At 37.2% G+C, this 18,776-nt stretch carries 26 protein-coding genes; 1 reads left to right on the forward strand and 25 read right to left on the reverse strand.

What is annotated here, in order from left to right; all coding sequences use genetic code 11:
• Positions 1 to 60: 60 nt before the first annotated feature.
• From A7P55_RS17900 to A7P55_RS17990, 19 genes are all read right to left on the reverse strand, one after another.
• The gene (locus tag A7P55_RS17900; protein ID WP_171553148.1) at positions 61 to 2,049 is read right to left on the reverse strand and encodes a Hint domain-containing homing endonuclease; all 1,989 of its coding nucleotides are present in this window, start codon (positions 2,047 to 2,049) and stop codon (positions 61 to 63) included.
• 9 nt (positions 2,050 to 2,058) lie between these two features.
• A complete protein-coding gene (locus A7P55_RS17905) occupies positions 2,059 to 2,568 on the reverse strand; it encodes a hypothetical protein (protein ID WP_171553149.1) in 510 nt (169 codons plus the stop codon).
• Complete coding sequence (locus A7P55_RS17910) at positions 2,561 to 3,367, reverse strand: hypothetical protein (protein WP_171553150.1); 807 nt, start codon at positions 3,365 to 3,367, stop codon at positions 2,561 to 2,563. Before A7P55_RS17910 ends, A7P55_RS17905 begins: the two co-directional genes overlap by 8 nt.
• 5 nt (positions 3,368 to 3,372) lie before the next feature.
• A complete protein-coding gene (locus A7P55_RS17915) occupies positions 3,373 to 4,299 on the reverse strand; it encodes a hypothetical protein (protein ID WP_171553151.1) in 927 nt (308 codons plus the stop codon).
• An 81-nt stretch (positions 4,300 to 4,380) separates the two neighbouring features.
• Positions 4,381 to 4,605, reverse strand: coding sequence for a hypothetical protein (locus tag A7P55_RS17920; protein WP_171553152.1), 225 nt, complete (start codon positions 4,603 to 4,605; stop codon positions 4,381 to 4,383).
• A gap of 128 nt (positions 4,606 to 4,733) precedes the next feature.
• A complete protein-coding gene (locus tag A7P55_RS17925; RefSeq protein WP_252727884.1) occupies positions 4,734 to 4,934 on the reverse strand; it encodes a hypothetical protein in 201 nt (66 codons plus the stop codon).
• A gap of 62 nt (positions 4,935 to 4,996) precedes the next feature.
• The gene (locus A7P55_RS17930) at positions 4,997 to 5,452 is read right to left on the reverse strand and encodes a hypothetical protein (protein ID WP_171553153.1); all 456 of its coding nucleotides are present in this window, start codon (positions 5,450 to 5,452) and stop codon (positions 4,997 to 4,999) included.
• Between the two features lie 76 nt (positions 5,453 to 5,528).
• Entirely contained in the window at positions 5,529 to 6,158 is a 630-nt protein-coding gene (locus tag A7P55_RS17935) for a hypothetical protein (protein ID WP_171553154.1), read from the reverse strand.
• The gene (locus A7P55_RS17940) at positions 6,146 to 7,588 is read right to left on the reverse strand and encodes a hypothetical protein (RefSeq protein ID WP_171553155.1); all 1,443 of its coding nucleotides are present in this window, start codon (positions 7,586 to 7,588) and stop codon (positions 6,146 to 6,148) included. The genes A7P55_RS17935 and A7P55_RS17940 overlap by 13 nt, the downstream gene beginning before the upstream one ends.
• Positions 7,572 to 7,910, reverse strand: coding sequence for a hypothetical protein (locus tag A7P55_RS17945; RefSeq protein WP_171553156.1), 339 nt, complete (start codon positions 7,908 to 7,910; stop codon positions 7,572 to 7,574). Before A7P55_RS17945 ends, A7P55_RS17940 begins: the two co-directional genes overlap by 17 nt.
• A 468-nt stretch (positions 7,911 to 8,378) precedes the next feature.
• Positions 8,379 to 8,900, reverse strand: coding sequence for a hypothetical protein (locus A7P55_RS17950; RefSeq protein WP_171553157.1), 522 nt, complete (start codon positions 8,898 to 8,900; stop codon positions 8,379 to 8,381).
• 71 nt (positions 8,901 to 8,971) lie between these two features.
• Positions 8,972 to 9,232 carry a hypothetical protein gene (locus tag A7P55_RS17955; RefSeq protein ID WP_171553158.1) on the reverse strand — a complete coding sequence of 87 codons (261 nt, stop codon included), beginning with the start codon at positions 9,230 to 9,232 and terminating at the stop codon, positions 8,972 to 8,974.
• Between the two features lie 106 nt (positions 9,233 to 9,338).
• A complete protein-coding gene (locus A7P55_RS17960; protein WP_171553159.1) occupies positions 9,339 to 9,605 on the reverse strand; it encodes a type II toxin-antitoxin system RelE/ParE family toxin in 267 nt (88 codons plus the stop codon).
• Positions 9,559 to 9,843, reverse strand: a complete 285-nt coding sequence (locus A7P55_RS17965; protein WP_171553160.1) for a type II toxin-antitoxin system Phd/YefM family antitoxin — start codon at positions 9,841 to 9,843, stop codon at positions 9,559 to 9,561. Before A7P55_RS17965 ends, A7P55_RS17960 begins: the two co-directional genes overlap by 47 nt.
• Before the next feature lie 244 nt (positions 9,844 to 10,087).
• Positions 10,088 to 10,297 (reverse strand): cold-shock protein, encoded by a 210-nt coding sequence (locus A7P55_RS17970; RefSeq protein ID WP_171553161.1) that lies wholly within the window; start codon positions 10,295 to 10,297, stop codon positions 10,088 to 10,090.
• Positions 10,298 to 10,393: 96 nt separating this feature from the next.
• A complete protein-coding gene (locus A7P55_RS17975; protein ID WP_171553162.1) occupies positions 10,394 to 11,461 on the reverse strand; it encodes a hypothetical protein in 1,068 nt (355 codons plus the stop codon).
• Between the two features lie 83 nt (positions 11,462 to 11,544).
• Entirely contained in the window at positions 11,545 to 11,895 is a 351-nt protein-coding gene (locus tag A7P55_RS17980) for a hypothetical protein (RefSeq protein WP_171553163.1), read from the reverse strand.
• Complete coding sequence (locus tag A7P55_RS17985; protein ID WP_171553164.1) at positions 11,888 to 14,221, reverse strand: hypothetical protein; 2,334 nt, start codon at positions 14,219 to 14,221, stop codon at positions 11,888 to 11,890. Before A7P55_RS17985 ends, A7P55_RS17980 begins: the two co-directional genes overlap by 8 nt.
• Before the next feature lie 70 nt (positions 14,222 to 14,291).
• Positions 14,292 to 14,666 carry a hypothetical protein gene (locus tag A7P55_RS17990; protein WP_171553165.1) on the reverse strand — a complete coding sequence of 125 codons (375 nt, stop codon included), beginning with the start codon at positions 14,664 to 14,666 and terminating at the stop codon, positions 14,292 to 14,294.
• Positions 14,667 to 14,877: 211 nt separating this feature from the next.
• On the opposite strand from A7P55_RS17990, the gene A7P55_RS17995 reads away from it, so the two are divergent.
• Positions 14,878 to 15,567 (forward strand): hypothetical protein, encoded by a 690-nt coding sequence (locus A7P55_RS17995; protein WP_171553166.1) that lies wholly within the window; start codon positions 14,878 to 14,880, stop codon positions 15,565 to 15,567.
• Between the two features lie 51 nt (positions 15,568 to 15,618).
• Here A7P55_RS17995 and A7P55_RS18000 read toward each other — a convergent pair whose 3' ends face one another.
• From A7P55_RS18000 to A7P55_RS18025, 6 genes are all read right to left on the reverse strand, one after another.
• On the reverse strand, positions 15,619 to 16,044 hold the full coding sequence (locus A7P55_RS18000; RefSeq protein ID WP_171553167.1) for a hypothetical protein: 426 nt from the start codon (positions 16,042 to 16,044) through the stop codon (positions 15,619 to 15,621).
• Positions 16,045 to 16,062: 18 nt separating this feature from the next.
• On the reverse strand, positions 16,063 to 16,221 hold the full coding sequence (locus A7P55_RS18005) for a hypothetical protein (RefSeq protein ID WP_171553168.1): 159 nt from the start codon (positions 16,219 to 16,221) through the stop codon (positions 16,063 to 16,065).
• On the reverse strand, positions 16,214 to 16,645 hold the full coding sequence (locus A7P55_RS18010; RefSeq protein WP_171553169.1) for a hypothetical protein: 432 nt from the start codon (positions 16,643 to 16,645) through the stop codon (positions 16,214 to 16,216). Before A7P55_RS18010 ends, A7P55_RS18005 begins: the two co-directional genes overlap by 8 nt.
• 217 nt (positions 16,646 to 16,862) lie before the next feature.
• Positions 16,863 to 17,243, reverse strand: coding sequence for a hypothetical protein (locus A7P55_RS18015; protein ID WP_171553170.1), 381 nt, complete (start codon positions 17,241 to 17,243; stop codon positions 16,863 to 16,865).
• Positions 17,244 to 17,248: 5 nt separating this feature from the next.
• Positions 17,249 to 17,941: an adenylosuccinate synthase gene (locus A7P55_RS18020; protein ID WP_171553171.1), complete on the reverse strand. Its 693-nt coding sequence runs from the start codon at positions 17,939 to 17,941 to the stop codon at positions 17,249 to 17,251.
• On the reverse strand, positions 17,938 to 18,774 hold the full coding sequence (locus A7P55_RS18025; protein ID WP_171553172.1) for a hypothetical protein: 837 nt from the start codon (positions 18,772 to 18,774) through the stop codon (positions 17,938 to 17,940). The genes A7P55_RS18020 and A7P55_RS18025 overlap by 4 nt, the downstream gene beginning before the upstream one ends.
• Between the last annotated feature and the right edge of the window lie 2 nt (positions 18,775 to 18,776).

The following is an 18,776-nucleotide window of genomic DNA, read 5'->3' on the forward strand; positions in this document are numbered from 1 at the left end:
TAATTAAGTTTGAATATTAATTCCATGATTTGGCTAAAATTTCCTTAAGTTCCAAATACTCTATTCAATTGTCTTTGCTGCCTCTTTCAGCTTGTCAAACCTTGATTTGCGCGCTGCTCGCTCTTGTGCCTCTGGACTATCATCTGCAACTACCACACTTTCATATGCTTCCGTATAGAATACGTTTTCTAGGAACAAGAATGCAAAAACATCGCCCAAATCGGGTGATTTAATCCCTTGGCGCTTCATCTCATCTTTGCTTAGTATCTTGTATCGGCTATGTTCATCAAAAGTATATGGAATTTTTATAATCTGGTCCTGAATCTTGACCTTGTATTTCTTGGTTTTAACTTTGAATCTTCCCGACTCAATAGCACGTTTTAGACAAACATAGGCCAATGCACGCTTGTTCACATACTCTTTACGATTATCATTGTTGAAGCAAGCACCGCCCCAATACACTGGCATATACCAAATACCATTTTTCTTAAGAAGTTGTCCTAAGCCTTTACCTGCCCCGTTATCATCAACTACAAGAGTTGCATTAGGATATTTGAGGATACACTCATTAATCTTGGCTAAGAGCTCAGTGATATCATCCCTGTTCTTACACAAAGGAATATCAACTACTTCTACACGTCGGGCACGATCACCCCATTGTGCCTCACCCCATACTTTAGAAACAGCAATAACAGAGTCATCACGGCCCACACCCCCCCCCACATCGACAGTGATGACATAACCAAAAATATGTTCTTCAAATATCGATGCACCGACGTACATATCTTCGGCTTGACGTTTGGTAATTAAGAACTCATCAGCGCGATCAGGGAATTGCCCTAAAACACGGATTTGATACTGTGGATCATCACGGCTACCGTATTTTTGTCGTTGTTCTTCTAATGATTGCTTACTTACAAGTGGTGATTCTTCACCATTGAACGTTAATGCTATCCATACACCGCCAGCCCTATGACTTAACTTGTGATGTGTTTCATAGAACATACCCGCATTACGGGTTGGCTGAGATGTCATAACAGCACGGTTATCTACGTGTGTTAATGCTCCTAAAGCTACATCCCAAATTTCATCTGCAATACCACTCGCTTCATCACCCCAAAGCAAGTAATTGTCTGCATGGTTCCCTGCTAAATTTGTTGGTTGGTGCTTTGGTGCGGTTTTGGCAAAGACATACCACTTTTCCTTGTAGCCTTTGATATAGACTAATTCAGATTGATAACCAACATAATCAGCAAGCCAAGCTAATGGACCAGCTTTAAGCCGTGCCAGGTTAATACTGATTTCTTTCCAGACTTGTTTCTTTAACTGCCCGATCTGGGGAGCAGTAAACATCGTGATTGATTCATCAAAGAATAAGAGATGCCATAAAGCAACAATACCAGCTGAAGCGGTTTTACCCGTGTTGTGATGGACCATACCATCAGCTGTGAGGAAGGTTGCATCTCCATCGAGTACGAAGCCGTAATAGTCACCTTCCCCCAAAGCGGTAACATTTTTTATTTTTACAGGCCAAAGTTTTCTATGTCTAAATTCATAGGCTGCAAATTGTTGCTTGGTTTCTTCAGGCCACTCTAGATATTTCGATACCAATACTTCCATGGTATCACCAGCTTTCCAGCCGTTTTTAGTTTCAAGTGAGACTAAGCAAAGAATATGCGATTTGTTATAAACATGCTTTGAGCCATTGGCATACTCAAATTGATAAAGCTCTTGATAACCTTGGACGACCTTGATGACTTCACGCGGAGTAAAGCCATCTATACCCATTACGGCATCATTTATTGTTATTTTTTCGACACGTTTCCATTTGCCGTTTGCTAAGCGTATTTTTGTGCCTTTACCAAAGCAACCATGGCCTGAAGCTACAGAAGTACGGCTACCATCAAACTGGATAGATTCAAAAAGTAATTCTTGTTGCCACGTCGGTGTAACACCTAATGCCTCAACAGCAAAGGCATAAATGTCATATCGATAACGTGCACAGAGTTCCCACCACTCAGGGATATCTTTAAGAGGTTTTAGAGCCATACATCACCGTTAAATGCTAAACGGCAACATAGTTCTATCAATGTATTCTTCTTTTACTTCCTCTTTAGATGTAACAGCATGAGATACGGCAATTCGATTACTTGCCCAAATTGAAATGAGAGCGGCAATATGCCCATTGTCTAAAGAGCTACTATCAAATTCTTGCTGCAGTCCATTTTTATCAATTTTACGGACTTGCAAAATGTTCATTGGATTATAACGTTCTAATGAAGTCTCGAATTCGACGAGCCCACCTCTAAACGACGATTGATAGACTCTAATTACTTCTTCTAAATGTTCTTTAGGATCAAATTTTAGCTGCCAGTTTTGAATTAAATTAGGCGAATCTGTGACAACAATCGTATCTGCTTGTTGATCAGGTCTAACTGGCAAAGTCGTGAAAATATCAATTTTCTGAACTAAAATTTCACCTGAATCGGGGAAACATAGACTAATTAATCGAACCTGATCATTTGAAAATCCAGTTACTCGGGCATCAATCTTAATAATTTCAGTCATTGATACGCTCCACAGTTATCTCACCCGTGTCACGATCTGCTAAAACTCGCGTATGACCGTCATCTGCAAATTGGTCCGCCTGTACAACAACAGAATCATTTATAGGCGTTTCAACTGCCGATCCATCTGGGTTGTATCCATTGCCCGTATCATTATCAAAAGGTCCACCAAGGCCAATAATTTGCGGTGCATAACCGATAAGCTGAGCATCCACTGTAAATATTGAAAGATTGATTGCTTCACTTGGTACTGGAGAAGGAAATAACTGATTCTCTACAAGCGTAAATGTACTTTTTTGAATGTGCCCCATCCCCATATCAAACGGTACGGCGAAACGACGTTTAGTTTCATCCTGAACATAAGTACAAAACTGATCACATACAGATTTTGCATCATGCGAATTCGTAGCAAAGAATGCTATTTGTGCTCTTACAGTCTTGGCAATTAATCGAATTCTGACCTGTTTATCACCTATTAAGATTGGTACAAAATATGGCATTGGTATCAGCTGCATCGTATCCGGTGGCTGATCAATTGCAGCTGTTGCAGTCAACATAATTGGCATAAACGCCGTTGCACCCGCAACAACATCAGCATTTTGATTTTTACGATACTCTGCCAACATTGCTTCAGAGTCGTCCATCATTCGACTAGGGCAAGATTTAATAGCTATTCCTATATCTCGCTTTTTCCATTCATTTGTCAGAATCGTCTCAGGCATATACCAGGCGCGGAAATCAACTAAAAGTTTGTACCAAGCATCTTGAATACATTTAAGAGAATCTTTAGGTAAAGACATAAGTTTTACCCTCCGAATCCAAAGATACTTTTAAACAGGCGTGGCTTTGTTTTATTTTGGCTTGGTGCTTCACCATTCAGTCGCATACGTGCTAAATCACTTTGAGATAGAAGTGTGTCTGCCTCTTCACATACAGAATCAAACGAGCGTATTACACCTACTAAACCTGTACTTAGATCTTGTTTACGCTGTGCTTGGAGTGCTTCTCTCCTTTCACGACCGGCAATCTGATTAGCCAACACATCAATTTGATCTAGTGCTTGACCATTCATGTTTAAGAGCTCTGATTGAATATGAATATTGTCAAAATCTCTTAGAATTTGTTGTTCTAATAAGTGTGCAATCATTGCATCAGCTGCTGAAAGTTGAGTGACATCCGTAGCATCATCAAAACTTGCGATTAATCCGTCTTGTTCTTCGGGAATTGCTAAACCATCGAATAATTGACCATCACCCACATTGGTTGCATAGTTAGGCTGCATGACGTAATCAAAACCATAAAAGCCAACAGGGATAAGACCTAGACCTGCCCGCTTATAGTTTTGAGCAGAGCTAAAACCACCTGCACGTGCAAGATATTGCTTACGAGCATATTCACCCGATTCGTTTTCTAGAAACTCATGAACGTGTGTTACATCACCATTCGGCTTTGCCGTGGACTCTAAAGTACGAATAGAACGCTCTAAATAGACAACTTTGCCATCGATAATGACTGAATCAGGTGGATTCATTCCGAAGCGACGGCGAATTTCATGACCGTTATAACCCCAAAAAGTGCCTGACTTAATCATGTCTTGAACGGAAGGATCATTTATTTGGGCGATCATAGCTTTCATATCAACATTGCTACGGTCTTTTCCAGAGTGCAAGCGCCCCCGATCATATAGGTTATATGTAATTCTTTTCGTTTTACGACCTTTTAAAGCAGTCATGAAAAAGCCCTAATATTTATGTATTAGGGTTATTTTTACAGTCGATTAAAGGTTAATTAATGATGAGTTCCAATGGACACATTATTCAACAACTTCTATTTTCATAAGTGTTTCAAGCTTCGATTTTTCCATCGTCACATGGATAACATTTCCACTTTTCATCCCAAATGTGACCTCTGTATATTTACCTTGATTTGGTACCCAATTAGCACAATATTTGGTTTCTGCTGATTCAACATACTCGACATAAGCTAAATCAATATATTGAGTATTTTGATGAATTGGACAATAAATTTTAGTTAGCATTTTGATGACCTTTTCGTCGTTCAATAAGTAATGGAGTGATTAATGCGATCAACCAGATTAGGCAATTAACCAATAGAACTATTCCCAACAAAATCATTACGATTAATTTCATTGGTAAACTCCACATGTTATTTATGACCTAAACGACGAAGTTTAAGGCGACGTTTCTTTTGGCTAACCTTATTCGGCTTCTTATCGACCTTAGTTGGTGTGTATTCAGGTAAAGTAAATTTACTGTGAGATCGAGGAATAGCATCACCTGCTATTGCACTTGTTCCACTAAATATTGCCCCTAAAACACCCATCAAAGACATATGACTAATACGCATTTTGCAATCCTCATAAGAATAAAAAATGCCCTAGGCAAACTTGCTTAGGGCTGAGTTAAAAGTTATTCCGCTTGTTGACCTTCAATACCACGCGCTTGGCGTTCTGCTGTGCGTGCATCAAATGCAGCTAAAGCAGTTTCCATCGCTGTAATGGCTTGTTTATTTTGATCTGATGGAATTTTGCTATCTAAATACTTAGTACGATGAATCAATATTTTTAAAAGTGACTCACTGGTAACACCATTCACACCATCAATGACTGTCGGACCATCTTGAAAGTGAATAGGCATATCAAAAGGTTGGTTATAATCTAAAGAGTCAGGATCTGCTGAAATGTTGTAATAAGTCGCAGGTTTGTAAGTCGTAACGCCTTCAACTACCTGCCCCTCTAAAACTTTTTCAAACTCATCTTCAGGTAGTTCTTTACCTGAAAATCCAAGAAACTGCTCTATGATTAGATTGCCATCACTGCCGACATCGGTGGTAAGTGCATGTTGTTCATTATTGTCTTGAGACATGTATTAATCCTAACAATGGTTTATGTTGTTTCTTAATCAAACAAATACATAAAACCATTGCTTAGATTTTGCAGTTCTAGTTAGTTCCAATACCAATACTATGATCTTGAATTAGAAACGTTTTGCTGATAAGTCCCACCCCAATGGGAAATTCGCCATTTACATTTAATTCTTTGGCATTTACTTTCACAACAATATTGGCTGGTACTAATTTTCGAAGAATTGGAGATAGTTCAACGATCTCGGATAGATCCACTGTTTCATCAATTGTGATTTGAATCCGACTAGTGAGAAAGTGATCTGGCCGTTCCTCATCAATAATGTATTGCGGATAATTGGTATAAGTACTAATAGGATGCCACATCCGTTTAATGACCCATTGATCAGTCCATAGCATACGCATCACAAACTCTAGAAAACCTAGACCGCGCTCACTCGCAATACTGGACCAATTTGCATAAATCACACGCATCAACTGGTCCGATGACACAGGTCGACGCAAGACAACTAATCCATCCTGTTTTGAGAAACGCTCAATAACTTCTGGACTCCCTATATGGGGTGCACCATAATCTAAAAGGTTTTGAAGTTGGTTTTGAAATACATCTGCAAAGACTTGTTTAAAAGCCTTTGACATCGCTGTCTCTAAACCTGCATGATTATTAGCTTGCTCATCTACAGGACGTGTAAAATTTAAAATATCCATGCCGTCCCCGTTTCCGCGGTTCGCTCAAGATTCAATGTAATACTATCTTGGGCAATGTAGACCCATTCATGTGGCTTATTTAATGCAATAGGAACTATCAAAGAGAAGTCGCTAATATTGTCCTGAAATGCAGTTATGTTTTTTCTCAATTGTGTGGATATTTCTTGTGAGTTAAAACCATTCACCAGCCAACGACTGGCACTAAGTTTTGAACGGCCATATCGATCAACCAATAAACCTTTGATTTGAGCCTTAACTCCATCTAGATCATGTACTGCAGCTAAACGACCATTTAATGTAAGTGCAAAAGGTTTTTCTATTACAGCATGAACTTTAACGCGGTCCTTATACAAACTATCTAATTGCCCAATATACTGAATAATTTCTAGCTCAAGATTAGCCTGTTCTGCTTCGTTTTTCGCAACTATAGCAATGTGTAAATGATTAATATCCTGATAAGTCACACCATAGTAGCGGTCTTGTTCATTTTCATTCCATACAGCAATAAAATGGCAACGAGCCATAAATTTTTGCCGAACTGAGTAATCAAAATTACCAAGGAATACTGCATTTTCATCATAGAGAGCTGGGTAAGAAGATAAGACTTTTAATTGCGATATATTTAACGGATCAGCACCTGCTCTAACAATGCCACCCTGTTTAAAACGGACTGATACTTTAGTTTCGTCAGTTGTTAAAACATCTACAAGCGATGCATCTTTCAAGCGTGATATCTCAACCTCTCCATATGTTTCTAATAACCCAAAGGTAAACACTTGGTTCGCTTGTGCAGTTCTTCCCGCTCGCTCATCATCGCCAAACTCAATAAACAAACGACGTAAGCTATCGGTTGTAAGATTAAATGCAAAATCTAATGGAGGAACGTTCATCCAGCGTTTTTTTAAGTTATAGGTTTGATTTGCATTATCTCTAACCGTTAAACCTGCCAGCGATAAATCTTCGCGTAGGAGAAGCTGTACACGATGAAAAGTATCTGTATTAGAAACTGTGTATTCAACTTCCCTATATTCACTTTGCTCGCCCAACACTTCACCTATTTCACCGGCATTTACAGTGACTGACTGAAGCAATCGCCAAGGTCGACCACCGCTATTATCTTCAATAATTCGTCCCTGACTAAGGGTAATGCTATTTGAAGAGCGATTGATGACTTCGATGATGTGTTGAGTCGGCATGCCAATAGGCAAAATACCTTTGTTTGTAGCATCCGCGATAATTGATCTATCTCTCGTTTTTAAGAATGGTTCAATTTCTGAGATATCGACGTCTTGACTAAATAAGGCCAAGTACGCGCCAAGTGAACGTAAATATTTTAATACGATTGGATCTTGGGCGTTGTAGCGTTCAAGAATTTCAAAATCATCTAAATTCGCTACAAGGCGTGCTTCAAAATCAGCTTGCGTCAACATCAAAAGTCTCTCCGTTTCGTGCTACTTGCATATCCCGCACCTGGTTCAAATTGATGGCTACTTGATTAGCCACACGTAGATAAATAACCTTGGTCTCAAAGCCTTCATCTTGTGACCATAATTGGAGTTGATCAGGGCTTAATTGTTTTAGAATAGGAATATCGCTTTTCATTTTTTCAATGAATGTGTTCGCAACAGGCGCACTTAAAGGCCCAAGGAAAAGACTATTCCAATCTGGACCATAATCAGATCCAAAATATCCGTTGACCTCTGACTGAAGCCAGTGCTCAATCATTGCCATGATTTTGGTGTAATCAATCATATTCCAGACCTTTGGGCAGTCATGAGCAACAATTTACAAAAAATGAAAATACCCAGAAATGTGAAACTATAAATCGTGAATGCACCCAATAAGATATACTTGCCCCAGCCCGTTACTTCAAAAAATGTAAGCAACTCAAATAGTCTCCAAGTCACCAAAATCGAGATAATAAGAACGAACCCCGATAGTATATAAATTAGCTTTTTTGCCTTGTTAAAAATAAGGTCTGTCACCCCTTTATCAAGCAATAAAACCAATGGTTGTATCATTTTTTTAACTGCGTCTAATGCAAGGCATACCTGCACTAAAAAACTAGTAACAATAAAAAGATCAACGATTACGGATTGAAAATTTTGATACATGTCAGACTCCCAAACTTTAAGTTAAGGTTAGGTGCAATGGCATTATAAAATTTCTGATTGTTCCAATTAAAAAGGCTACCTAAAGTAGCCGTTTGATCCAATTTGTTTAAGCTGCAGCTGAATTAGATTGTGCTTGTTCTAATTGTACTTGTAGCTGGTCTCGCTGAGCTGTCATATCAATCAGCTCTTGATCAAGCTGTTTTTCTTCTTCACGTTTATCGCCAATCTGTTGTTGGATACTACGATTTTTTCGTGGTGGCAATTTAACCTTATCTTTTTGGTTTTGTTGCTCTACTTTAGATTGTGATTCACGAATCAGCTTTGCAAGGCCAGAAACTGCATTGTCAAAAGTTTGCTGGTAGTCATCACTAAAATCACCAGGAAGGATAACCTCTTTACCATTCAGCTCTGCTTTGATCACATCTGCACTTGCGCGGGCGAATAAGTTAAGTTCTTGCCCACCAGCAAAGACAAGAAATACAGGAACTACACTTACACCAGCTTTACGCTGGACCTTTTTGACCTCAACCAGTGGGATTGATTGACCTGTTGCCTTTTCCAAGGCGGCTTTGATTTTTTTGATATACGGTGTATCTGGTGTAACCGTAGCTAAATTTAAAGAGCCCATGACACTATCCTTAAGTAAGTTAATGTCATTTTGGCCTAACTTCCAATATTTTTATTAGGCTGTTCCAATATTTAGTTTTCTTTTTGCATGCTGACAATAGCATTTACCACAAAAAGTTTATCCAACTTAATAATTAATTCATCCTGATTTTTCACACCATATAGTAGATATTCGGTTTCAGGTATGTTCTTTCGCACATACACCAATCTACTCATGTATTCATTTTTGCGCTCATTCATTTCTAAATAAAGCTTGTATCCTTCCAGTAATCCCTTGCTATTGGATGTTGATCTATTTGAATTTCTTAAATATTCAATGCTGCTTTTCTTCATAGAACTTTAAATACACTTTTACCTTTTTCCTGTTAAAAAGCATAGTAGCATATGGCCTAACTACCTAATACAAATTAACAGGCCCTAGTATTAAAATTCCTAAATATCAAAGGTTTTTGTAAATCGTATCTCGACGATCAACATCAAGAACTAAAACAACTACTGTTTCATCTTTGACCTTATACACCAATCTATATCCAGCCGCTTTCAGCTTAATTTTATATAGATCGACCGATCCACTAAGCTTATTCTTGGGGATCTTAGGATTTTCAAGTATAGCTTCCAGCTTACGAATAAACTGTTCAGCAATTTGCGGGTTTAATTTTTCAAACTTCTTTAGGGCGTTCTTTTCGAACTCTAGTTCGTAAGTCATTAATTGACACCTTAACTGTTTCAGTATCATCGACTTGTTCTGCTAGCTTCAAAAGTTCCTTATCTTCAATCAAATCCATCAGCTTTTCATACATCTCAGCTGGTACGCAGTAAAAGGCTGGATTATTACGATTTAGGATTGCCACAGCTTCACCAAAACCATTTCCAACGACTTCCATTGGATTCTTTTTAAGATCTGAAACACTAGCCACAAATCGACTGTGGATGATGTGATTCATATGGTACTCGCTTGTTTGTTGTTGATTAATTTGACGGTAGTAGGCATCAATAATTTTATTAGAAGTGGTTATCTTAAAATTGCTCGCGTCCTTTTCGCGAAGTTAAAATTGACTACGAGATTAAGATAACCAATTTAGAGACCAAATACAAGACCTATTAAGAAGTCTTCTAACAGGTTATTACTAAAGTGTAGCACATAAAAAAAGCCCACCGATGGTGAGCCTTTTCTCTGATCTAACTAAGTTAGATTACTGTGATCAGAGTAGCTTGCGGTCCTTTTTTGCCTTGACCAACAACAAAAGAAACACGCTGGCCTTCAATCAAAATCTTAAAGCCATTACTTTGAATCTCACTGAAATGTGCAAATAAATCTTCGCCAGTATCAGCTTGAATAAAACCAAATCCTTTAGTTTCGTTAAACCACTTAACAGTACCAGTAGCTTTTTCAGACATACATTTAAACCTTGTTTATTTATAGATAAAAATCAAAATTTTATATTGATTTAGTCTATTCTATCTAATATAAAAAGATATTACAAACCTCTAGCTTTACATTAAACCTTTCTTATTCATATAGTTTTTTAGCTTTCTTTCTGTCGTTTTCAAATCCATTGCAATTTGACTTAAAGTTATACTATTTTCTAATGATGTTTTAATATGCAATGGTATTATTTCACTCATTGCCTTTTCTAATGACTCATTCGCTATCAGCTTCCTAAAATTAAAATTCTCACCTTCCATCATATAATCATATTTTTTGTTAACATAAAGGAAAGCCTCCTTTGAGTTTTTAATATTAAAAAAATTTAAATCAGTTGAAACTATATTGATTTTTTCAACCATTCTTTTATTAAATTCATCTTCTGCCACTTTTGCTTTTAAATTCAAAGATTCCATATCTATTGGTGGATATAAATTACTCAATAGACTATAAAAAATCTCTAGCTCAATGATATACTTATCTAAATGATCCTTTAATTTTTCTGATGTATTTTTATTATTTACTTTTTCACCCAAAATCAATTTATAAATCGTTGCATATAGGCGCGGATGTGCAGAACAATAATTTTCAACATCATCAATACTTTTATATTTATGCCACTGATTTTCATCCTCATCAAAAGACAATATCATGTGAGTGGGATGTTCTCTGTGTAAATAATTTCTATTAATTTCTTTTCTGCAATTTGGCTCATATACTAATAACAGTTTAAAAATCTCAAAATCTCTATGATAACAAGCCTCTATAAAACAATTTCCATTTGGAATGATACCACTTACCAACATGGCTTCAACAAACTCTATAACTCCCTTTGAAATCATTATTTCCAAAGGGCTTAAACCGTATATATCTTCAATATTTCTATATTTTTCTGCCAACATGAGGTTTAAAATTAACAACTGATTTTTATACTTTTCTGATTGATAGGTAAAGTTAAACTGATTCCCATAATCAATAGGATAGCTTACTTTTTCCGCTAAATATCTTAAACCATCAAATCTTTTACTTTGAAAATTAAAACCACTATTTATGATAATTTTACATAAATCTAAATTACCCTCCTCAATTGCCTTTTTAACTAGGCGTGTATCAATACTATTTATATCTAAATCCATTTCTGTTTCCACACACGTCAAAGCCACCCGTAATTGAATGAACAAAAGCTTCCTTGCTTACAATATAATTGTATAGCTATTTTTTATTTAAATTCTTTCTTTAAATCAACATATGGCTGCATATTTTCTTCACAGAAAGTATGCTTACTATAAGCAGTAATTCTCTTTTTTGTATCTACCAAAACATCCTCTGCAATTTTATCTACCTTTTTTTGTGGAAGAATTCTTCTACATTGACTGTCATCATACAAAGTTAATAGATGTGCTTTAACATTTCCTTCAAAGCCACATACATCCTCTAATAGTCCATTGAACATACCTGCGGCTAAAATTTTTTCACATGTTTTTACTTTTTGTTGATTCGGCTCCGCAAATGCTGAACCAAAAATGAAAAAAGTGCCAATGAATACAATTAATTTTTGTCTCTTACCCATTCCAATTTTCCCCCATCCCTAAACCACCTGTTATTGCATGAGCTAATAATCTGTTGCTCACATTTTGATTGATAGTACCACTATTTTGATTCTTAACAACAACTTCCTGTGGAGCAGGTGATGTCAGAAACTCCTTTGCAGGTTGAATTTTGGTTTCCATTTTTGTAGGGTTAAAGCTCGCCCCAAGACTACTTATTCTAGCGGCAGCAGGTGTAACTGAGGATTGCATATTCAATACAGGAACATTTGTTTTTGCTTTTTGAATTATTGATTCTGCTGTTTTGGAATTACTTATATTTTGGTTGGTTAGAGCACCACCCTGAATATTAGATGTATTTTTAGCAGAATCAAGAGCAACACCAATACGGTTAATTGAATTAGCCGAAGCTTTATTTATCCCATCTTGATGACTTGTTTTCCCTGTACTTGGGTTTGCAACAGATGACCAAACACTAGAAATATCGGCAATGGCACGCTCCTTGTTTTCACCTTTTCCCTCTACGAAATTCTTTGCTGATTTTGGCAATAAATGCATAAACATTCGATCTTGTAATTCTGGTGTAAATTTCTCCTTCCCTGTTAAGCCCATTTCCCTTTTTACATTTTTAAGGGTAGAAGCGATTATCTGATATTTCCCTGCGGCATTGATTCTATTTGGGTCTCCAAATTGCTTTTTATTTGCATATAGGATCTCATCAATAGTCATATTGGTAAGATTATGTTCAACTTTTGATTGGAAATCACCTTTAACTCGACGCTTAGGATTACCTCCAGTATTCACTGATGTATAAGAACCTTCTCCTTTAGCAATCTCATCTGCTAATAGCTGATACTTTCCAAGTATCCCATTATTTGCAGCAGCTCCGAATTGAGCAGGTTCCCCACCATTTACACCTTTGCCACCATACTGACGGCGCATTAGATAACTTGGGTTCGGTTGACCATTAAAAGTAGAATTCCACTTCTCACGGCCCCAATCGGCTAAAGATTTCGCAATTCCACCTGGTGTTAATTTAAAGGCTACACTGAAAAGCTTCTCAATCATTGATGGAATATCAGCAGCGATTAGAGAATCTGTCCATTCCTTGATGTAAGGTGCAGCAGCACTACCTATTTTCTCACCAATTATAGAACCAAGCCCAGCACCCGCAATGGTGCCAATTGGTCCAAAAATACTGCCTATGGCACCTCCAACTAGACCACCAGCAGTACCGCCTACAGCACCGCCTTTTTCATTGGTTGTTTTATTACCCCAATTAGAAAATGACATTGCCGTTAATACAGCACCAATAACAGGCAAACCTTTACCAAATTTAAGTATTTTGCCGCCGTTCTTGATTAGCCCCCCGAATAAGCCACCTAACAGCCCGCCGCCAGCACTAAGAAGCTTACCAATACTTCCTAAAACTCCACCTTTAGATTTCAGATTATCTATTAGCTTTTGCAATAGCTTTAATTGTTTACGGTTATGATCAGACTGTTCCTTGGGCAAAGGTTCATTACGTTTGCGTGATTTCATCCATCCTGTCAATGGCCGTAGCATAAAGCCAGCAGCTCGCTTAACTGGAGACAAGACTGTTGCAACTTCATTGATCGCATCTACAGTTGGATCTACACCTTGTGGTGAGCTTGGCATTACACCTTTAAAAGCTGACCCCATGGCTCTAATTATTTTTCCTAATATAGTTTTATTCTCATTTCCCGACCCATCCCCCGTAAAACGTCCCCTCGAATCACGATTACTTCGTGTGCTTTCTGGCTGTACAGGTTCGCTACTGTCACTTTCATTTGAACCATTAACATCACTTTGATTTAAAATTTCTGACGGTTGATCTTGTTGCTCTTGTTCATGCTGTGTATCAGCAATATCTTCACTAAACTCTCGAATAATGCTCTCAGGCGAATCAAGGTCTATTGCCTCACGCGACGGTAAATTATCATTAGAATTTTGATTATCTTTATTAGATTGAGCCTCGTTTATCAAATCTTCTATTGAGGTCGCAATACGATCTAAAGACACTGTAGCTTGAATTATTGGGTTAGCTTGTTCTCTAATTAAATCCGCAAACTCAACTGGTTTGATCTGTGCATCAATGAGTGCCTGTTCCAATGCACTTAGTTTTAATTTTGGCTGTTTATTATCTGGGTATTTTTCTAACAGGTTTTTTTCTAAGTCATTCTGCATGTTCAATAAAATATCCCGAATCTCTTCGGTTGTTTTATCGATCTTTGAAACGTCTTTTCCTGCCTGTTTTAGACTAATAATAAAGCCTTGTGCATCGTATTGAAGAAAAGTTCTATTTTGTTCTTGATCATTGCTAGACATAAAAAATCACCCTAATTTTACATAGAGTGATTGTGAATCAATTCGGCATTATCAATATTAATTGTTCCAATTAAGCGAATTTTTCATTTGTTTCGTCATTGATTTGATTACAAACAACGGCAGCATGTACAAGAGGTGATAGCTTATTCAACAATTCAATTAAACTAGGTAAATTTCGCGTTGTGAAGTAAGTTACATCATTCCCAGTTGGACAAAATTCTACTAGATACTTTGGCAAAGCAGAACTCTTGCCTAGTTCATAAAGATTTATGGGATTTCCAAGAAGTTTATCTTCAATTTGGTAAAGTCCAGTACCATCTCGATATCCTAGACCTTTAATTACTTCACTTAAGTCAGATTCATTATTTATTGCGATATACTCTTCAATAAAATTGTTCTCTTCAATCCAACCATTTTTAAAATCATAGCTCCAAAATTCAGACATGTTCTTCTCCTTTAGAATCAGTCTCTGTAACTTTTCGAGATTAACATAGCTTTTGAAAAGATTTTAAAGAAGCCTATACAATCAATTTGAGTTTCGTCATAAATCTTACATTCTGGTTACATATTTACTTTTTTCACTTTATTTAACCACCTGTCTAGATGTTCCAAATCGAGTGTTATATTCTTTGGCTAAAAATTAGCTAGGACTTGCAATGCTAACAGTAACACTGACACCATTTTCATTAGGTGCAAAAATTTCGGGTACTGAAGATGATCTAATAGAATTATACGAAGCTATTAGTGACATTTTACCTGATGATGAAGATTGGGACGATGTGCTATTGGTATTTGGACTAAAATATGATTTAAGAAAGGCTTGGTCGGGCAAAAGGCATATTGAAACCATTAGTCTACCAATCATCGAAAATAGCTCAGTACATTTGCCCCAAAAAATATACTCAGTTGATGTATTGCTACCAATGCTGTTTTGTCAGATTCATATACTTTTCAGCTACATTGAACACTTTTATATAAAGTATGAAAAATCATTAAGACTGATTGAACATCTGAACCAAGAACTTATTTATAAAATTGAAGAAAAATCAGTAGATGCAGCATTATTCTATATAAATTGGTCTGAGAATAATGCTCCTTTTAGTAGGGACTATCATTTTGCACATATTGATTTAATTACAAGTGAATATATTAAACTAAGCGGTGAGAGAGTTCACCATATTTTAGATATTCTAAAAGATTTAACTGAAAGTAGTGAATCGTATTGTGCCACTGCCAAACTTATAGAAGAAGCAGCCACAACACTAAGTTGCGATCCTTCTGATGTTATTTTTGATGAACCACTTGAGACTTATGAGCAATTAGATCAGGGACAATATCTTTGGTAAAAACTATCGCTTAGGCCAAGTTTTTACCACTTCTTCACCTCTTTCAAGATACTAGAGCAATGATTCCGATTTCGACTTTCCGTTCAGATCGAAAGTACAAATATTTTTCCCATGATTAGATCGTAGCCGATGCCCCACGGCGATTTCATCGGCCTCGGCAAGTCGGTAGTTATCGCCGTATTGCGTTAGTATCTCACCAGAATCTGACTCTTTAATGAGATACTTATTCCGCAGGAGAAGATCATCCCAAATAATGCCCACAACCTCATCGACTTTATTGAAATCAGATCCCCATAAACCTACATAGAGGACCTTATCACCTACATTAAATTGACTCTTAGATTGGCTCATCTTCATCACCATGACTATCATTTTCATTGTCATCGTCACCAAATGCATCTTCATAGGCATATTGGCATGAATCACATAAACATCGACCAAATACAAACTCACATGTTTCTGGTCTATTGCATGCATCGCATATGCCTATAACACTCATTCTGACTCACACTCTTCTATCCAGTTTTTTGCAGCGTCAAGATTGGTAAAATCGTATTGGAAATTGTTATTCATGAAGAGAATAAACCCTCCAAAAGTTTCCTCTACTACAAACCAGCTAAACCGACCTTCATACTCATAGACAACATCAGCCATGGGAAACCTCTGTATTAAGCGCCTGTTCTATCTCTTTGACACACATATCAATCATTTCAGCTTCTGCCAAAGCCACAGAATCGCTGAATATGTGCCACCGATGATACAATGCTTCTGACTTTTCTTTTAGCTCAGTCAATACGTCATTTGCCGCATCTATCTGCTTTTGAAGGTCATCAATTCTATGACCTGCTACAATTTCGTCTGTAGTTGCTTGGCGAAAGTTACTTGGATGCCTTTCCTTTCTTCCGCCAAAACCGCAATCCAATAACAGCAAATCAACTTTTTCACCATTATAAAGTCCTGCAAGTTTTTTGTGCTCTATGACTGTTAAAACTGCATTACCATCATGATTGTATAAAGGAACAACATTATCCCCTGTCTTAAAGATTTCATGCTGTAGTATATTTTTTTGCATACTCATAGTTTAGCTCCAACAAATCGATTGAAGAACCTACGAATCAAATATGACCGAAGATATGACGTAACGAAAATTACTGCTTGAAGTTGGAAACTTTCATAAGCCGTCAGTCCAAAACACTTCAGAACGATAAAGCCAATTAATAAACCGACAATGTTTTGAGTAAGTGTTTCAGCATGGCTTTGCATCCATGTTTGTTTAATTGTTTTCATCACTTTTATCACCGCAACAATGCAAATGCTGGACTAAATACAAGAGAAGCTAGGCTACGGTCTGTGTACGCCTTTTTGTGGTGCTTTTCATCCGCCTCATTGAAATCAGTGGTATCAGAAAATTTAAAGTCATTCATCCAATACATCAAATGATCACCATGATCGTCTGTTACTTCAAATAAGTTGCGCATGAATTTTGGTAAAACCACATACTCATTTGACTGATTCACCAGTCGCGGGACACCATTCATCATCACAAAAGAAAGTTTGTGCTCTTTACAATATGGAATGATCCTATTTTGTAAAACCTCCTCTGCCAGATTTCGCAATTCCTCTTCATATTGCTTTTGAAAGGCATCTATACGCTTTTTAATTTTTGCTGGAGTCATTGATATCATTGGCTTTGCTCCGATAAATTCTTCAATGTTTTTAGACAATCATTTAGGTTTACGTCTTGCTGTAATTTAAGAATTTCATGCGCTTGCTTTTGGTTTTCCAACTCCAAACGGGTGAAATTTCTTTGCATGTATAGAATTCTTTCTGGATCCCTTAATCGGGCCAAAGCCATAGTCAGTAAATTAAATTCATTCTGAATATTTCGCTCATGGAACGTGAAATCAATGAAGCTTTGCTCTAATGCTTTTCCATTACGCCAATACTGTGGATTTTGATTCCATTCGCTGGTGTGCTTATCTTTCGGCACAGCCATTGCCCCCTTGATGTATTTGCATCTTTTCCCGTTAGACACATAGATAAGGCCCCAACGCTCAGGCAATTCATCAGGATGGATTAAATCAGTCGGGCAAATGAAATATCGCCATTTGCCAATACCTGTCTCTGGTGCAATTCGATGCGGCTTTTTACGGTCAGCCAAGAAGTCAGCACGACTTGTTTTGGCTTCTAATAAGATTGTCCCAACATCGTAGCCATTGCCGTGGCGTATCCCGAATACATCAGGGTTTTCGCCGTAGCATGATGGTTCAACTATTGAAAAATGACATCCATGACCATTAGCAGATTCAGGCTTCCGTAATAGTGCAGAACCTACCTCACATAATTCGCGGTGATTTAATTTTGCTTGTGTCATGCTATTGCCTCTTGTTCTTCATCTTGTTCAGGATCACCGGCTTCAATCATTGCCAATTTACGAGCAAAGGCAGCTTTTTTTTCCTCAGCCATTTTCTCTTTTGCAAGTTTCAGTTTTTCCTCTGCACCTGCAATAACTGCTGAACGTTTTGACTGTACTTCCGATTGGTCTTTCAAGTCCTCTTCTGTTAATCCCCAAAACATGGCATCTATTTTCGCTATATTCGCAACACTGATACTTTGTTTTACGTTTTGTTCGATAAATTGAGAAGTAACTGCCATCTTGAACTTAATCATTCCTATGTCATCTTCAGTTGCAGTTTTTAAATCCAATTCCTGAAAGTCTTTTCTTACACTCAGCAAACTATCTAAAGATGAATCAATTAAACTTGCTAACTTCACAGAACGAAGTCGATTTTCACGAATGATTCTTGTCGCTGTAAGCTTATTTGTATCTGCGACTTTGCTACGTTGAGCATTTCTTGCAAATTCATCATCATAGGTGCTTACTTTTGACGGTTTTTTGACGGTTTTTTTACTACAACTTTCCTCTTTATTTTCATTAGTTTGGGTTTCATTTTGACTAGTCATTTTGCTAGTCAATTTTTTAATTTCATCATTGATCTGTTTAGCATTCTTTTTGACTAGATTTTTCGTGCACTTTTTCCATTTCTCAGCGATTGCTTTACGGCGCACAACGGAAGGAGAAGGCATTTCACAACCTAACTCCTCTCCCACCTGGTCAACTAATTTTTGCCATGTGATCTTAGGGGATGACTCATAAACCGCTTTGAGTCGATCCCATATTTCTTGTGAATAGGATTGAACTGCCATAC

Origin of the sequence: Acinetobacter sp. Ac_5812, assembly GCF_013072695.1 — a bacterium.
GTDB lineage: Bacteria > Pseudomonadota > Gammaproteobacteria > Pseudomonadales > Moraxellaceae > Acinetobacter.

What these genes read in the sequence shown, in the direction of transcription:
- A7P55_RS17900 (WP_171553148.1), bottom strand. Translation starts at nt 2,049, where the DNA reads ATGGCTCTAAAACCTCTTAAAGATATCCCTGAGTGGTGGGAACTCTGT.
- A7P55_RS17905 (WP_171553149.1), bottom strand. Translation starts at nt 2,568, where the DNA reads ATGACTGAAATTATTAAGATTGATGCCCGAGTAACTGGATTTTCAAAT.
- A7P55_RS17910 (WP_171553150.1), bottom strand. Translation starts at nt 3,367, where the DNA reads ATGTCTTTACCTAAAGATTCTCTTAAATGTATTCAAGATGCTTGGTAC.
- A7P55_RS17915 (WP_171553151.1), bottom strand. Translation starts at nt 4,299, where the DNA reads ATGACTGCTTTAAAAGGTCGTAAAACGAAAAGAATTACATATAACCTA.
- A7P55_RS17920 (WP_171553152.1), bottom strand. Translation starts at nt 4,605, where the DNA reads ATGCTAACTAAAATTTATTGTCCAATTCATCAAAATACTCAATATATT.
- A7P55_RS17925 (WP_252727884.1), bottom strand. Translation starts at nt 4,934, where the DNA reads ATGCGTATTAGTCATATGTCTTTGATGGGTGTTTTAGGGGCAATATTT.
- A7P55_RS17930 (WP_171553153.1), bottom strand. Translation starts at nt 5,452, where the DNA reads ATGTCTCAAGACAATAATGAACAACATGCACTTACCACCGATGTCGGC.
- A7P55_RS17935 (WP_171553154.1), bottom strand. Translation starts at nt 6,158, where the DNA reads ATGGATATTTTAAATTTTACACGTCCTGTAGATGAGCAAGCTAATAAT.
- A7P55_RS17940 (WP_171553155.1), bottom strand. Translation starts at nt 7,588, where the DNA reads ATGTTGACGCAAGCTGATTTTGAAGCACGCCTTGTAGCGAATTTAGAT.
- A7P55_RS17945 (WP_171553156.1), bottom strand. Translation starts at nt 7,910, where the DNA reads ATGATTGATTACACCAAAATCATGGCAATGATTGAGCACTGGCTTCAG.
- A7P55_RS17950 (WP_171553157.1), bottom strand. Translation starts at nt 8,900, where the DNA reads ATGGGCTCTTTAAATTTAGCTACGGTTACACCAGATACACCGTATATC.
- A7P55_RS17955 (WP_171553158.1), bottom strand. Translation starts at nt 9,232, where the DNA reads ATGAAGAAAAGCAGCATTGAATATTTAAGAAATTCAAATAGATCAACA.
- A7P55_RS17960 (WP_171553159.1), bottom strand. Translation starts at nt 9,605, where the DNA reads ATGACTTACGAACTAGAGTTCGAAAAGAACGCCCTAAAGAAGTTTGAA.
- A7P55_RS17965 (WP_171553160.1), bottom strand. Translation starts at nt 9,843, where the DNA reads ATGAATCACATCATCCACAGTCGATTTGTGGCTAGTGTTTCAGATCTT.
- A7P55_RS17970 (WP_171553161.1), bottom strand. Translation starts at nt 10,297, where the DNA reads ATGTCTGAAAAAGCTACTGGTACTGTTAAGTGGTTTAACGAAACTAAA.
- A7P55_RS17975 (WP_171553162.1), bottom strand. Translation starts at nt 11,461, where the DNA reads ATGGATTTAGATATAAATAGTATTGATACACGCCTAGTTAAAAAGGCA.
- A7P55_RS17980 (WP_171553163.1), bottom strand. Translation starts at nt 11,895, where the DNA reads ATGGGTAAGAGACAAAAATTAATTGTATTCATTGGCACTTTTTTCATT.
- A7P55_RS17985 (WP_171553164.1), bottom strand. Translation starts at nt 14,221, where the DNA reads ATGTCTAGCAATGATCAAGAACAAAATAGAACTTTTCTTCAATACGAT.
- A7P55_RS17990 (WP_171553165.1), bottom strand. Translation starts at nt 14,666, where the DNA reads ATGTCTGAATTTTGGAGCTATGATTTTAAAAATGGTTGGATTGAAGAG.
- A7P55_RS17995 (WP_171553166.1), top strand. Translation starts at nt 14,878, where the DNA reads ATGCTAACAGTAACACTGACACCATTTTCATTAGGTGCAAAAATTTCG.
- A7P55_RS18000 (WP_171553167.1), bottom strand. Translation starts at nt 16,044, where the DNA reads ATGCATGCAATAGACCAGAAACATGTGAGTTTGTATTTGGTCGATGTT.
- A7P55_RS18005 (WP_171553168.1), bottom strand. Translation starts at nt 16,221, where the DNA reads ATGGCTGATGTTGTCTATGAGTATGAAGGTCGGTTTAGCTGGTTTGTA.
- A7P55_RS18010 (WP_171553169.1), bottom strand. Translation starts at nt 16,645, where the DNA reads ATGAGTATGCAAAAAAATATACTACAGCATGAAATCTTTAAGACAGGG.
- A7P55_RS18015 (WP_171553170.1), bottom strand. Translation starts at nt 17,243, where the DNA reads ATGACTCCAGCAAAAATTAAAAAGCGTATAGATGCCTTTCAAAAGCAA.
- A7P55_RS18020 (WP_171553171.1), bottom strand. Translation starts at nt 17,941, where the DNA reads ATGACACAAGCAAAATTAAATCACCGCGAATTATGTGAGGTAGGTTCT.
- A7P55_RS18025 (WP_171553172.1), bottom strand. Translation starts at nt 18,774, where the DNA reads ATGGCAGTTCAATCCTATTCACAAGAAATATGGGATCGACTCAAAGCG.